The 14,838-nt window shown below is 49.4% G+C and carries 11 protein-coding genes; 6 read left to right on the forward strand and 5 right to left on the reverse strand.

The genetic code is table 11. The features are described from left to right. Positions 1-62: 62 nt before the first annotated feature. Positions 63-1,478, reverse strand: coding sequence for a dihydrolipoyl dehydrogenase (gene lpdA / locus OC187_RS03700; protein WP_262998262.1), 1,416 nt, complete (start codon positions 1,476-1,478; stop codon positions 63-65). Positions 1,479-1,682: 204 nt separating this feature from the next. Here lpdA and OC187_RS03705 point away from each other — a divergent pair, with 204 nt between their 5' ends. The 5 genes from OC187_RS03705 (at position 1,683) to OC187_RS03725 (ending at position 7,869) form a co-directional block, all read left to right on the forward strand. Then, the gene (locus tag OC187_RS03705) at positions 1,683-4,184 is read left to right on the forward strand and encodes a hypothetical protein (RefSeq protein WP_263008608.1); all 2,502 of its coding nucleotides are present in this window, start codon (positions 1,683-1,685) and stop codon (positions 4,182-4,184) included. A gap of 97 nt (positions 4,185-4,281) precedes the next feature. Beyond that, the gene (locus OC187_RS03710; RefSeq protein ID WP_262998260.1) at positions 4,282-5,721 is read left to right on the forward strand and encodes a hypothetical protein; all 1,440 of its coding nucleotides are present in this window, start codon (positions 4,282-4,284) and stop codon (positions 5,719-5,721) included. Beyond that, positions 5,699-6,340 carry a hypothetical protein gene (locus tag OC187_RS03715; protein ID WP_262998259.1) on the forward strand — a complete coding sequence of 214 codons (642 nt, stop codon included), beginning with the start codon at positions 5,699-5,701 and terminating at the stop codon, positions 6,338-6,340. The genes OC187_RS03710 and OC187_RS03715 overlap by 23 nt, the downstream gene beginning before the upstream one ends. After that, entirely contained in the window at positions 6,337-6,861 is a 525-nt protein-coding gene (locus tag OC187_RS03720; RefSeq protein WP_262998258.1) for a hypothetical protein, read from the forward strand. The genes OC187_RS03715 and OC187_RS03720 overlap by 4 nt, the downstream gene beginning before the upstream one ends. A gap of 213 nt (positions 6,862-7,074) precedes the next feature. After that, positions 7,075-7,869 carry an MBL fold metallo-hydrolase gene (locus tag OC187_RS03725; protein WP_263008609.1) on the forward strand — a complete coding sequence of 265 codons (795 nt, stop codon included), beginning with the start codon at positions 7,075-7,077 and terminating at the stop codon, positions 7,867-7,869. A 14-nt stretch (positions 7,870-7,883) separates the two neighbouring features. Here OC187_RS03725 and OC187_RS03730 read toward each other — a convergent pair whose 3' ends face one another. Continuing rightward, on the reverse strand, positions 7,884-8,699 hold the full coding sequence (locus tag OC187_RS03730; RefSeq protein ID WP_262998256.1) for a type I glutamate--ammonia ligase: 816 nt from the start codon (positions 8,697-8,699) through the stop codon (positions 7,884-7,886). Next, entirely contained in the window at positions 8,677-9,807 is a 1,131-nt protein-coding gene (pstC, locus tag OC187_RS03735; protein ID WP_262998255.1) for a phosphate ABC transporter permease subunit PstC, read from the reverse strand. Before pstC ends, OC187_RS03730 begins: the two co-directional genes overlap by 23 nt. Before the next feature lie 85 nt (positions 9,808-9,892). Here pstC and alaS point away from each other — a divergent pair, with 85 nt between their 5' ends. Further along, positions 9,893-12,541 (forward strand): alanine--tRNA ligase, encoded by a 2,649-nt coding sequence (alaS, locus tag OC187_RS03740; protein WP_262998264.1) that lies wholly within the window; start codon positions 9,893-9,895, stop codon positions 12,539-12,541. Positions 12,542-12,722: 181 nt separating this feature from the next. Here alaS and sucD read toward each other — a convergent pair whose 3' ends face one another. Continuing rightward, complete coding sequence (gene sucD, locus OC187_RS03745) at positions 12,723-13,604, reverse strand: succinate--CoA ligase subunit alpha (protein WP_262998254.1); 882 nt, start codon at positions 13,602-13,604, stop codon at positions 12,723-12,725. Positions 13,605-13,608: 4 nt separating this feature from the next. Beyond that, positions 13,609-14,775 carry an ADP-forming succinate--CoA ligase subunit beta gene (sucC, locus tag OC187_RS03750; RefSeq protein ID WP_263008610.1) on the reverse strand — a complete coding sequence of 389 codons (1,167 nt, stop codon included), beginning with the start codon at positions 14,773-14,775 and terminating at the stop codon, positions 13,609-13,611. Positions 14,776-14,838 lie beyond the last annotated feature (63 nt).

The raw sequence follows: 14,838 nt of genomic DNA on the forward strand, positions 1-14,838 counted from the left end.
AGTCTATCCTACCAACGGCATCCCGCTTATACGGGAAAATACCCCTGGTGGTGCCTTGCGAGTTAGCCGTTTATTGGCTGGCCCAGCGCAGCCAGCACGGCCTCATGCATCATCTCCGATAGGGTGGGGTGCGGAAATACGGTTGATAAGAAATCCAGATCGGTAGCCTCCAGCTTTTTGCCAATCACGTATCCATTGATCATTTCTGTGACTTCCTCCCCTACCATGTGTGCACCAAGAAGCTCTCCGGAATCGGAGTCCAGAATGACCTTCACGAAGCCGCTGACTTCTCCGGAAACCATGGCTTTTCCACTGCAGCTTGCGCTGGACACCCCCACCTTAATGTTGAGGCCCTGAGCCCTAGCCTGTTCTTCCGTAAGCCCTATGCTGGCAACTTGCGGGATAGAGTATATGCAGCTTGGTATATTATGCAGTGCAAGGGGATGAGGCTTGCTTTTTAGGATTCCATCGGATGCGGCAATGCCCTCAACACATATGACCGCCTCGTGGCTTGCTTTATGCGCAAGACATGGTGGGCCTGCCACGTCGCCAATGGCGTACAGCCCGGGTTCGTCTGTGCCGCACAACCCATTGGTAACGATGAAGCCACTCTTATCCAAGGTGGCTTTGGTATTCTCTAGGCCTAACTCCTGTGCATTTGGGATTACGCCTATGGCAGCTATTGCCTTGTCGCATTCCAGGGTAACCAGTTTTTGTGTTCCGAGTTTGACCTGTGCCTGCATTGTTGGACCTGCCTTCCTCAATGATTGCACCAGGCCCCCGGTTATAATTTCGATGCCTTGCGCTTGCAGGATCTTCTGCATGGATTCCGAGACTGTTTTGTCCTCTAAAGGCAGAATACGGCCCTGCATTTCTACTATACTGACCTTGCTACCCATGTGGCTATAAAAACTGGCGAATTCCACTCCTATGGCCCCGCTGCCAATAATCAGAAGAGATTTAGGTAAGGCATTAGGTAGCATTGCATCTTTGGCGGTCCACAGCATTTCTTCATCAAGACCGGGTACTAGCCTTGCTCTAGCTCCCGTGGCCAATATTATGTGCTTTGCCGTAAGGGTAGAGCACTTACCCTTTTCTTGCTTTACTTCGACTTTTCCGTGTCCTAGTAGCTGGGCGTAGCCGCGACAGACTTTAACACCGTGCTTTTGCATTAATCCGGCAACGCCGTGCCCGAGCTTGCCTACGGCATCTCGGGAGCGCGTCACGATTTTAGTGATGTCCGCGCTTATACTGCCACTAACTTTAATGCCGAAGGAGCCGGCCTTGAGTAGCTTACCGTACACCTCGGCGGATTTTAGCAACGACTTTGTGGGAATGCATCCCCAGTTGAGGCACACCCCACCTAGGCTCTCCTCCTTCTCAATCAGAGTTACGCTGTAACCTAGCTGTGCAGCGCGTATGGCCGCAACGTACCCACCAGGGCCGCTGCCCACAACTATGAAGTCACAGCTTTCCATAGAGCCCGAAAGTACATACGAGATGGCGGAATGATATTAAAAATGGCGGACGCTAGCAACGGAATTTTGTTTTTTGCGTACAAGCTTCCGTTGTTCTAACCCGGTTCAGGGCTGACAAGCGCAGTACGCTTCCGAAAGAAGTTGCTTTTTAACAGCAAAGTTAATATTTTAAGCCACTTATTAAAATATTAGGGATTTTTTAAGATGTGGCAACCTAAATCAAATGAGTCAGCTCGGCCTCGCGAAAATACATCGCATGAAGCTGACACGAAATCATCACCTACTACAACATCTATCGACACTAACCATGACAAAGAAACAATAGGTAAGTTAAATGCACTGCATACCAAGCGCAGTGCAGAAGAGTTGCCTGAGAAATTGCCAGAAGAATGGCAGGTTATTGGCAGCAGCTTGCGCAAGGCCAGTTATAAATTTCAGCAAGATAGGCAGCGACATTTGGATGCATATGGCCATGTAGGGCGCCATGACGGGCACGTGCCAATAATATCAGAACGCAAAATAAGTGCCGAACGCGCACTAGTAGAGGATACAAACGCGTTGCGCTTTCTGCGCGGCAGAAACATGCAATTTTGGGGAAATGGGGTGAGAGCCTTTGCCATGTACTACGTTAGAGCTTCAAATGGTGGGTGTGACCTGCATTTCAGGGCCCTCTCCGATGAAGGTGTCCAGACGGTAAGGGTTAATGATCATCCTATTTCTGTGCAAGATGTACGTAACTATCAGCCGGCATTTGTCGCTTTCGATGAGGGCGGAGTGCACAGAGTGGTTGTTGCCATGCTGGAGCGCGAAACTCCTAAGGCATTAGCCGCTGCGCATGCAAAGGAAGTGGCAGTCAAGGTGTACTCTGTTGATAACTCCAATGCAATTAGCATTGTGAACGAGAAGAGCATAAAGCTAAACGTGAACGGGCGTCTTGCCGGTTTATATTGCCAGCCACTGTCCGTCACCAGAGACGATGCGGGGAATATTATCGTTGTTAGTAAAGCAAGGGATAGGAGGGCAAATCCTTCAGATCAGGCATACGTCATGTGGAGGCTTTCTGGTAAAGATTTCAGCATAATTAAGCCACGCGGCAGGGCTGGAGATATATCCAGGCATTTATTTAGCCGTGCGGGTGCGAATCCCAAAGCAGGTACGCCAGAGCAACTTATTGTATGGGGAGCAGGAGCAGGTAAACTGGGCCTGACCTATGTGGGTAGGTATATACAAAGTGAGGGACAGCGCTATGCTATGCCGTATAAGGCATACTACGCAGACATTCCTTACACGAAGAGTCAAACCGCTGAATGCTTTTGGGGTGCTTCTGGGTGCCATATTGAGGGCCAAGCAGCTGTTTTGTCTGAGTTTGGTGTGATTGACTTTGTGCGACATATTGAAGTTCGGGGCACGCGTTATGTTGTGTATGTAGACGAACAGAATAAGCAAAGCACTCTGAACATAGCAGCACACGTTGGGGACGTACAAAAGGTCTTTCATCAGGTCCTTAACTTCGATACTAAGCCAATTTCAATGAATGTGAGGCACGTGCAGGATGACAGCGTTGGCATTACTGTTGTTGATGAGGTAGGTGTAATGCGTATGTATGAGCTGAACCTTGCCCAACTAATGCTGGGTAGCCGAGAATCTCGCGCATATAAGGCTGCAGTAAACTGCAGTGTCCTAAATGCCCATGAGTTTATTGGCATTGCAGGTCAGGGGTCGCAACTTGTACCGCGCACTAACGCTATTGGTACTAGCGTGAGTACGGTTTCAGTTGTCACAAATGGCCGAGAAAGTGATGGAGGTCCACGCCTTGAGGTGACTGAGTTTGAGTATCCTGTAGGGCATTTACAGACATCAAGCAATCAATCGGAGGCTACTGTTTCGGAGGCCACGCACGATGAGTCCACTATTGGCACAGAAGTTTCTTCTAGTGTTACCCAGGACAGGATGACAGGAACTAAGCTGGGTATCCACAAGGAAAAGGCACCTGCGCACCGTGGCACTAACCCGCCATCACCGATTGCGGCGTCTGAGGCACAGAACGCCACCGGAGATTCCGCTTCCCATGAGCATTTCGCTGGTAGTACGCATGATGCAACGATTGTGGCCGGTGCTGCACTGCAAAGCTCGGGTATGGGGTCTCAGTCTGCAACTGCTGGCGTGAGTGCCACTCACGGAACTGTAGACATGGTTCATGGAACAGTCAATGCAGGGACTCCTGGCGCTCGTGAGCGTATATCCAGGACATCACCTGTAGTTACTACCACTTCGGGGTCCTCATCTAGAGGTGTAGACCCTATTGTGGATCAAAATGCTACAGCTTTGAGACGGGGCCGCATCCGTGATCCTGCAGACAATTTGCTTGCGGGCGTGACTGGTGTTGGCGCTACCAACAATAGTAATCCAAGGGTTGCTGGGTTCTCTGGTGGTGTTGAGGCGGGCTCTGGTAATGATGCTGCCACATGGGCAACTCTGGCCGGGGGACTAGCCATATGTGCATTATTGGTGGCTCTAGTTGCTGCATTTGTTGCGAAATATCGCAGGGTTGGTAGGTTTCGCAATGAAATATATCGCATAGACAACGATGAGAATGTGAGTCTTTGCGAATCCTGGCCGCGGTATTCCTTCATAACTGATGGAACGTCTGAGCAAGTTTACCCGTCGCCAGTAGAACGTGGGCACACCGGCGCAAGCGGGGTTTAGTCTACCTTAACGTTTTCCAGCCTACACTACCGGCCGGGTAGGTCCGATCCTACTTAAGTTAGGGTGTACCAAGGGGTTGGGTGTCCGGTCTGGTAGTATGGGTTTTCTTAAGTTGCGTCATGGAAGCGAGATTATAATTCTTGTTGGAAATAATGGCGCAGTTGTGGTAAACGTAGTGGGCGGAGAGGTACACGACAAGTGCTTTGTCGAAAGCTTGAGAAGCAAAGAGTGGAATTGTGTAAAGTCGTGTATTCTCTCCAACAAAAAGTCCAAGGTCTACTTCGTGCTGGACCACTCAAGCCAAGTCTACACAAGGCACTCTATCCCTGCCGCCAGTGCGTTTGTTGCTCAGTCAATTGCGAAGGAAAAATCTAACAACGTGGTGAGCTGCAGCGAGCTTAGCGCGGCGTTTTTGAGCTCTGAGCGTCCCAATGATGACGGAAGTTGGGAGTATGTGTTCGTTGAAGGCAGCATCCAAGACGAGCTTTTTAAAGGGCTACTCGAGCTATCCTCTGAGCACTTGCTGGGCGGCTTCAGGGGGGCGCTACTTCTCTCAGTGGAGTTGGCAAGCATTGCGAGGGAGATTGGGTCAAAGGGGGGGCTATCACAGAAAAAGTGGATGATCTTCATGGTGTATACCAAAGCGGGAGATTTTCGCCAGGTGGTTCTCCGCAACGGAGAGCTATTTTCATCTCTTGCAGTGGATGTGCTTGATGATGAGCGTGAGATGTCAGACATAGTGGCGGGGAAAGTTCACCAGGAGATACAGAATTCCTTACAGAGTATTGGTGCCACTGGGGAGGCTTGCGACAATTCCGATGTGGGAATATGCCTTGTGGTCTCAGGTAACGTGAAATCAAGCCTTTTGGCGTTCGATTTTAAGGGTGTGTGCATCAATATTCTCACTCCTTACGAGCTTGGCAAGCTGCTAGATACCAAAGGCTGTGTAGGAGTGAGTGGCGTATACTGCGACACCGTCATACTTTATCATATTGCCCGGCGTGCCAAGCATACGCTTCTGTTGCGCACGAAAGACACTATTGCCTTCAGTAGGGCCCAGGCACTGCGGAATGTGGGCATAATTCCCACCTGCTTTGCAGCTTTCATGGTTGCTGTGCTCAACACGCTGTGGTTGGTAGAGATTTCCAACTACAAGAGCAGGGAACCTGGGCTCAGAACGAAGGTTGAGCATCTAACCGGGGAGTTATCCAGGCTTCGTAACGACAGGGAATTTATCAAAGTCAATGAGATGTATGAAGCAGTCGACTTGTACCGGCTACTTTCTGCTGCCAGCCCGTGCCCACTCAGAAACGCTGTTGCACCGCTGAACAGATTGAACGAGAAGAATTTTGATATCACCAGCTTTTCATGGTCGGCTAATGAGGATTTGAAAATTGTAATCAAGTTAGGTGTGGATATAAAGTCGGAGGACAGCGAAACAGTGGTACGCAAGCTCTCGGGTGTATTCACTGATTATGAAGTCAGGGTGGTGCCCAACGCGGGGAGCACGGCTGATGTTTATTTGGAAAGGGGATAGGAAGTCTGTGCTACGTAGACGCTGCATATTACAGGTGGTAGCGCTTGCAATTTTGGGAGTACTGTGCTTTGCGCTAAGGCATGTTTATGACAACATGGCGCGACACAGAGAGGTGGAAAACAGGCTGCAGCTGAGTATTGCAAGAATGAGTGCTGCAATCCAAAGCGTCCGCGAGCATGAAACCCAGCTCAACAATAACTTTTCTGTCTGGCGGGAAATGCTGGATACGCACGTATATTCAAGTGATGGCGGGCGCGGCGATGGGGGGTTGCAGTCTGTAATCCGCAACCTGTGTAAGCAGCATAAGGTCATTATCGAGGAGCTCACAGTGTCTGACCCCATAGACATGAGTGATGACTATAAAAAGCGCTACACAAGAGTTATCAGAAGCACAATTCGCATGCGATTCAAAGCATTGACTGACAAGCATGCCATCATGCTGTTGCACGCGATAAAATATGACATTCCAGGTTTTATTTCCGTAAAGCTCATTGAGATGGCTAAGGAACGAGAGATAACACAGGAAGTTGCGGCATCGCTCCGTCATGGGTCCGTTATTCCGACCGTTAAAGGCGAAATAGTTCTCAATGTGTATGGAATACATGGTAGACATTTATGATCAAGTACATCCGCTGGCTAACACTTCTGGCTTTTGTGCTGTGCTACACCCCTGAAGCTTTGTTTGCGGAAGAATGTATTGGGCTTGTATATGCCATGATGGACTGCAGCGCGTACAAGTGTGTTGCGCAATTCCACGGAGGGTCGGTAACCTACGAAATTATTGGGATTAGTGATGGAAGCTGTAAATACACTGAAAGGGACAATTCTGGGTTTACGCTATGCAGGGTTTCCAAGAATGACTTCTCGGCGATTTCCAACTACTTAGTCCAACTCTTGACCAAGAGCGGTAACATAGACATTGTGGCCACGTCACGCCTTAGGGCTGAGACGTGTGACTTCTACAAAACCAAGGGTAACAGTTTTGTGAAGATGGGTAGGGAGCTGAGCAGCTCTGATGTCAAGAACATTGAGCGTGCTATAGAGCTCAAGGTTCGCAACGACGAAGCAGGGGAAATTCGCAGTATGTTTTTTACTGAGGAGGATGTCAGCAAACTAGTTACACAAGCGCTCAAAAAGTGATCCGTGTATGCCTCTTCGAATATGTGTCTAAATCTTTCTGGAGTGATCGCCCTGCTACGCAGATTGCAGATCATCAATGCCAACAAGATTGAGAGATCACCAAAATGGGTGTAAAGGCATGTCAGCCAGGCATTAGTTCCTTGATTGCCTGCTATGCAGGTGGTACCATGCCTGCTGCCTGTTGGAGCTTATGCGTGGGGTTTTTTGCAAGGTATGAAGGTTACCATTCTCGGATGTGGGTATTCTGTCGGTGTGCCGACTGTGGGGTGTGATTGCAACGTTTGTAGCTCCGATTCACCGTACAATAAGAGAACTAGGACTTCTGCGCTAATAGAGAAGGGTAATACACGTATACTCATAGACGCCTCCCCGGACTTGCGTTTTCAAGCCCTGCGCCATAAGTTTCACGTTTTAGATTCTGTGCTGTTTACCCACTGCCATGCAGATCATTGTGCGGGTATTTCCGAGCTTCAGGCGTTTACCGTAAGTGGGGGCGCAAAATGCATGCCTGTGTACGCGGACTATGGCACACTCTCTGTGTTGCTTGCAAGTAATGCGTATCTGTTTATACCTGGTAGGGCGAGTGCTCCCTGGAAAAAGTGCCACTATTTGGTGGCAAATCCTGTCCGTCATCACGTGGCATTTAGCGCAGGGGAGTGCAGGGTAGTTGCGTTCAAGCAGGTGCACGGTGAGGTGAATAGTAGTGGATTCTTGTTCGATGATTTGGTTGCCTACTGTACTGACGTAAAATCCTTCCCACAGAGTTCGTGGGATATGCTGCGCAACAGAAGTCTGCTGATTTTTGGATGCCTTAAGTATGAGGAAGTTGCTGCCCATGCGCATGTAGATCTATGCATAGAGTGGATCAAGGAGCTCAGGCCCGATACGGCCGTGTTAACCCATATGAGCCATGACATAGACTATCACCAACTGGTAGACTACGTGAAAGAAAAGCTGCCCGCTCAAAATGTACTGGTAGCCTATGATGGCCTGGAGCTTAACCTGTAAGTTATCGTTCTGATCTACGGTTGTGCCCATAATCTTTCGGTCTCTTGCAAGCTTAGTGGGAGTCTTTCTAAGTTGTACTGCGGATCTGATGCAATGCCGAAGATCTTTTCCGGAGGTATCATCTTGTCTTCAATTCCCCGTATCACACCGGTCAATATCGCGTTGACAGCCAATTCGTAGTTGCAGTCTGCACCTGGAACTCTGTGCTCTATCCGTGTGTTTTCAGGGGTCAGCGATGTATCAGGCAATCTTATAGCGGTGCTTCTGTTGTTACCACCCCAGCTTACCGTGGTTGGGGTGGTATTATCCGCATGAATGTATCGCAAATAAGACTGATGGTATGGCGCAAAAAAGATCATGTGTTGTTTCATGCAAGTGCACAGCCCTCCTATGGAGTGAAGCAGTATATCGCTCATGCCCGTGCTGTGCCTAGAAAACAGATTTTTGTTGTTTCGATCTACCAGGTTTATGTGCACGTGAAATGCGCTACCCGGCCTATCCGTAAATGGTTTAGCAGCGAAATCCAAGTTTCCGCCTAAAAACTCGGCAGCGCGCTGAAGAGCTCTTTTTGTGGATTCCAAATTTAGCAGAAGATTTTCAATATCCGGTCCGTAGCTTGTTTGTAATTCATACTGGAGCGCGCATGCTTCTGTGGCGACGTTCCAATTGAGCGGCTTGGTACATTTCAAGAATGCAGTAAAGAGTTCTTCAAGCGCCACGTCCTTCACGTTTGTTACATAGAACTCCAGCTCAGCCCCGATCAGTGGATATATGCCAAGCCTATTGCGTAGGTATGACAGCGTATCACTAAGTGTTCTTGGAAGGTTCATCAGTCCTTCTGGTTATGTATGCAGCAATCAGATTTAGCACCCAAGTCATGATAAACAGCGTCAGGCCCAGAGCATATGCGGAGGACGTGTGCACGCTCTGAAAATTCTGGTCTCCAGTTAGTATTGTTGCGATCTGTACGGTAATGGTTGTTACCGAATGTAGAGGATTGAATGTGAGGTTGGCTGTCACGCCCGCGGCCATGAGCACAATCATAGTCTCACCGATTACCCTGGAGATTGCCAGTATCACTGAGCTGCAGATGTCGGGAAGAGCGTAAGGTACCACTATGTTCCACGTGGTTTCAGCTCTTGTTGCGCCCAGCGCTATAGAGCCATACCTTAGTATTTTCGGCACCGACCTCAATGCATTTTCCATAAGCAAAGTTACGAAGGGGAGAATCATAATGCCAATAGCCAGCCCGGCTGCAAGAGAGTTCTCTGATTGTGCGTTGAAACCGCAAAGTTTGGCAAAGCCCCTTATATTCGGGGAGAGAAACATAACAGCAAAATATCCGTACACAACAGTCGGTATTCCACACAATATCTCCAGTAGGGTGTTGAAAGTGCGACGAACCCTTTTATCCGAATATTCGCTCACGTAGATTGCAGATAGCAAACCCAAGGGGAGCGCGACGGTCATTGCCACTATTACTATAAGCAATGTGCCGCTAAGTAGGGGGAGTATGCCAAAGTGGCCCACCAGCCTTCCGTTTACAACCTGCGAATCCGGATTCCACGTGGTCCCGAGCAAAAAATCTGCTAGGGGAACTTCCGTGAAGAACAGCTTGGATTTAAATGCTAAACACACTGCTATGCAAATTACTGTGGCGAAAGACAGAAAAGTGGACAAGAACATCACGCATTTCAGTGCGGTGAACTTTCTATCTACATACATGATCACTGAAACAAACAAAAATACGGCGCAAAGCACAATAGCCACTGCTGCTGTTCCCTGGCCTTGGTGGGTATACAGCAAGCTGCTGACAGCCAACATAAGCGCAGCACCTACTGGCAGGAATGGCACGTACACCCTCCTGAAAGAAAGCCACCTCCACAGGTAATACACAGTAGGTATTGCGGAAATGAGTGCAACCAAGCGTGGCGTCATCCGGGTGCTAATTCCTGTTAGTAAACTTGCGCCTAGTATGCTAATACTTATGTCCGAATTTGTACATCACTTTAAAGTCTTGTTTATGAGTAGCAACTCATTGGGTAACGTAAGGAAGAAGTTCCTGGAATTTTTTGTTGAAAATGGGCATAAGCTCTATCAATCAGCCCCATTGGTTGCTGCAAGTGATGCGTCGTTGCTATTTACAAGTGCTGGGATGGTGCCCTTCAAGCAAGCATTCATATCTGGCAGTAGCAGCGACGGAACAAAAACGGCAGTTTCCAGTCAGAAATGCTTAAGAGCTGGGGGTAAGCACAACGATCTTGAGAATGTTGGGTACACAAACCGGCATCACACGTTTTTCGAGATGCTGGGAAATTTTAGCTTTGGTGACTACTTCAAGGATTACGCGATAGAACTGGCTTGGCGCTTTGTGACCGAAGAATTATGCCTGAGTAGGGATAGGCTGCTAGTGACCGTGTACAGCGAGGATCAGGAAGCGTTCGATTTGTGGAAGAAGGTAACTGGATACTCTGATGACAGAATCATAAGAATTTCCACCAGCGACAACTTTTGGAGTATGGGTGACACTGGCCCATGTGGGCCGTGCTCTGAGATTTTTTATGATTATGGGGAGCACGTGCAGGGTGGCCCACCAGGTTCTAAGGGTGGCGATGGACCGAGATTTACTGAGTTGTGGAATCTTGTGTTTATGCAGTTCGATAGGAATGAGCATGGCGAGCTTAACCCCCTGCCTCACAAGTGCATAGATACCGGCATGGGGCTTGAGAGGGCTGCAGCGGTGTTGCAGGGTGTCTGCGACAACTATGATACAGACCTGTTTAGGGCTGCTATTCAAAAATCGCAAAGTGTTTTTGGTTCCCCGGATAACTTTGTTGCTCATAGGGTAATCGCTGATCACATAAGAGCCGCAGCATTTTTAATTGCTGAAGGCTTGGAGCCGGGAAATGAAGGAAGGAATTATGTTTTGCGACGCATCATCAGAAGGGCGGTTAGATATGCGTATCAGCTGGATCCTAATAACGTTGCAATACATGAAGTTGTTCCAGTGCTTACTCAACAGACCAGCGCTGGCTATATGGGGGATGCATATCCGGAATTAGTTAGGTGCGAGAAGTCAATAGTAGCTGCGCTGAAATCAGAGGAAGAGGGGTTTGTAGACACCTTGCGAAGGGGCATGGCGCTCCTGGAACGTGAAGTATCCGACCTCAGACCAGGAGACTTACTGCTCGGCAACATAGCGTTTAAGCTGTATGACACATTTGGGTTTCCCCTTGACATAACTCTGGATGTTGCCAAGGAGAAGGGTCTGAAGTTTGACCAGCAGGGATTTGACGAGGGCATGTGGGAGCAAAAAGAACGGTCCCGCAAGCACTGGGTGGGCGCTAGCGGAGATTCTTCCAGCAGGTTGTGGGAAGGGTTAGCGACCGAATACAAGTATACGCACTTCGTAGGATATGAGCGCTGCTCCACAAAGGCTGCGGTTTTGTCCATTGTGCGAGACGGAGCGGTGGTGCAATCAGCGCGTTCCGGAGAGCAGGCGTGCGTTTTGTTGGATATATCACCGTTTTATGCAGAGGCTGGCGGGCAGGAGGGTGATAAGGGTTCTCTTACTGCTATTTCCAAGGTTGCGCATTCCCGTAGTGGCGGTGTTGCCGAGGTGACATACACGAAAAAGGTTCTGAATTTGCATGTGCATGAGTGTATTGTAACTAGTGGAGTCCTCAGCGTGGGTGACACCGTTGATGCAGCTGTTGACACTGTAAGGCGAGAACGCCTAAAGGCCAATCACTCCGCAACTCATATACTGCACAGTGTGCTCAGGACGTATATAAGTGGGGATATTCAACAGAAAGGCTCACTGGTTGCTGAAGACAAGCTGAGGTTTGACTTTAACCACGTGTCAGCGCTCACTGGCGAGCAGGTTGCCCTAATTGAGAGGGAGGTGAATAGTAGAATTATGTCCAATCAGCCAGTATTCACTGATAATTGCAGTTTCGAGGCGGCAGTGAAGGGAGGCGCCGTTGCCCTTTTTGGGGAAAAGTATTCCGAAAATAGCGTGCGGGTGGTGAGTATGGGTGACTCGAAAGAGCTCTGCTGCGGCACTCACGTGAGATATACCGGGGATATAGGTGCTTTCAGGATAGTGTCAGAGTCAGGTATTGCATTGGGAGTACGTAGGATTGAGGCAATTACGGGGCAGGCTGTGATCGACAGCATGAGGGAAAATCACAATTTACTCGCGCATCTTTCAGAGCGCCTTAAAGTACCCGTAAATGGGGTAACTGAGGGACTGGAAAAGCTATTGAGGGAGAAACAGGAGCTTAGAAAAACACTGATAGAAGCTTGGTATGAGATCATCGGTAGAGCGGTGGAGCGGGTAAACTGTGGCTCAGGAGTTGTACTACATCTAGGCCGTTGTCCGGGGATTCCGGTAGATGTTATAGTGGATTTTGTAAAGGGTACCAGTAAGAAGAACGAGATTCTTGCCATCGCCGCTATCACGGATGACAAGGCCGTCTTTGTTATTGGGGTTGGGGATGTTGCGAGCAAAACTCTGAACGCGCTGGATCTGGTGAAAGTGTTAGTGGACTTGCGGGGGAAGGGTGGCGGAAACGCTGGTCTCGCCCGGGTTAGCCTGGAAGCCAGTAGTGTTGAGAGGGCATCAGAAGCTATTTTCAGCAGTGTGACAAGTGCATTTCCATCGGGCTAGCCGGGTACTTATTGGCTGCAACTAGGAGTTGGAAGCGGGTCAGCCCAGCATTTTCTGTTTTTCAGGAATTGTATACAGTTGCACGAGATCAGATGCTGCGCCGAGGGAACTGTATGCAGAGTTTTAACGAGAGTACAATGTTTGGGGCTCTGGACCTGGTGCTTTAACCCACTGCCGAGGGTTACGTGCTGCCTTGCATGACAGCCAGTACGGTCTTACCTATCACAGCAGGAGTTTCAGCTATTACAACGCCCGCGCGTTTCATAAGCTCGATTTTCCCCTTAGCAGTGCCGGAGCTTCCGGAAGATATTGCACCTGCATGCCCCATGCGCTTGCCCGGAGGCGCTGTTTGTCCGGCAATGAAACCCACCACAGGCTTTTTCATACCAGTGGATTGTAAGAATTCAACCGCTTCTTCCTCCTCGGAGCCGCCTATTTCGCCTATGATGACAATTCCGTGTGTGTCTTCATCTTCCAAGAATAATTTCACGCAATCTAAAAATGACATACCGTGCACCGGATCGCCACCGATCCCTATACAGGTAGACTGCCCTAGTCCCACCTCAGTAGTTTGCGCTACTGCTTCATAAGTCAGGGTCCCGGAACGGGAGACCACCCCTACGGCCCCCTTCTTGTGTATGTAGCCTGGCATAATGCCTATCTTACACTCCCCAGGTGTTATTATTCCTGGGCAGTTGGGCCCAATAAGCCTACTCTTGGAACCGACCAGTGCACGCTTAACCCGCACCATGTCAAGTACTGGTATACCCTCTGTAATGCAAACTATAAGCTCGATTTCGGCTTCTATGGCCTCTAATATTGCATCAGCGGCATACGGAGCCGGAACATATATCACGCTGGCATTTGCCTGAGTTTCAGCTCTAGCCTGAAATACTGTATCAAAAACTGGCAGCCCTAGGTGTACCGTCCCACCCTTTCCGGGAGTGACTCCACCAACCATATTAGTTCCGTATGCGATTGCCTGTTCTGAATGGAAAGTCCCGTTAGAACCGGTGAAACCCTGACATATAACTCTTGTGTTCTTGTTTACGAGAACAGACATATTTCTACTCTTTCTTTTGCACCTTCTTGACAATGAAGCTGGCTGCCTCATCCAAATCTGCCGCCGCAATTATTCCAAGACCGGAGCTGTCCAGCAATTTGCGTCCGATCTCAAAATTAGTACCTGATAACCTAACCACAAGTGGCACGTTTACACCGATTTCTTTGGTGGATTCTATTATACCCTGGGCTATGACGTCACAGCGCACAATCCCGCCGAATATGTTCACTAACACGCCTTCCACTCCACTCTGCAATATTATCCTGAAGGCCTCCCTTACTGCATCCTGGTTTGTTCCTCCTCCAACGTCAAGGAAGTTCGCTGGCTCTCCGCCATAGTGCTTTATTATGTCCATAGTCGCCATTGCGAGCCCGGCGCCATTTACCATGCAACCTATGTTGCCGCTCATCTTTATGTAGCTCAAACCATGCTTTGCCGCCTCGAGCTCCTCGCTCGCATACTCATCCGGATCGCGCAGCTTCACAACTTCTGGGTTGCGATACAGCCCATTGTCGTCAAACGTAATCTTCGCGTCTAGCGCTATAAACTCTCCACTAGGAGTCTCGGCAAGCGGATTAATTTCCACCTGGCTTGCATCTCTATCTACCAGGATCTTACAGAGCTTGTGTGCAATAGATGCGATGCTGGATACTTGTTTTGGGCTGAGGCCAAATCTACGACACAACTCCTGCCCGTGGAAAGCGCGGAACCCGTATAGAGGATCTATACGTACAACGGCAACCATATCGGGGCGCTCTCTAGCGACTTCTTCTACGTCCACCCCGCCTTCGCTGGAGAAAATCACGCTCACCCTACCAACGCCACGATCTACGACCGCGCTTATGTAGTATTCTTTGCTTATGTTAACGCCTTCCTCCAGGTACACCTTGTTGACCTTTTGCCCCTCAGAGGAGGTTTGATGAGTAACAAGGGTCGAGTGCAGCATCTGCTCCACAAGCGGTGCCACCTCACTTTTGGTTTTTCCTACCTTAACGCCGCCAGCTTTCCCTCTACCGCCAGCATGGATTTGGGCTTTAACTGCTATAACACCGGGCGCCAACCGCTCCAGTGCGTTACCGACCTCCCCTAAGGATTCAACGACTACACCCCGGGGCACACCTACGCCAAAATCGCTCAGGATACCCTTCGCCTGAAACTCATGGATATTCACAACTACTGCTCCTGTGAGACATAAACACCGGACACCGACGCAGCGCCGCCGGGGACACACCCG

Origin of the sequence: Anaplasma capra (assembly GCF_025628805.1) — a bacterium.
Taxonomy (GTDB): Bacteria; Pseudomonadota; Alphaproteobacteria; order Rickettsiales; family Anaplasmataceae; genus Anaplasma; species Anaplasma capra.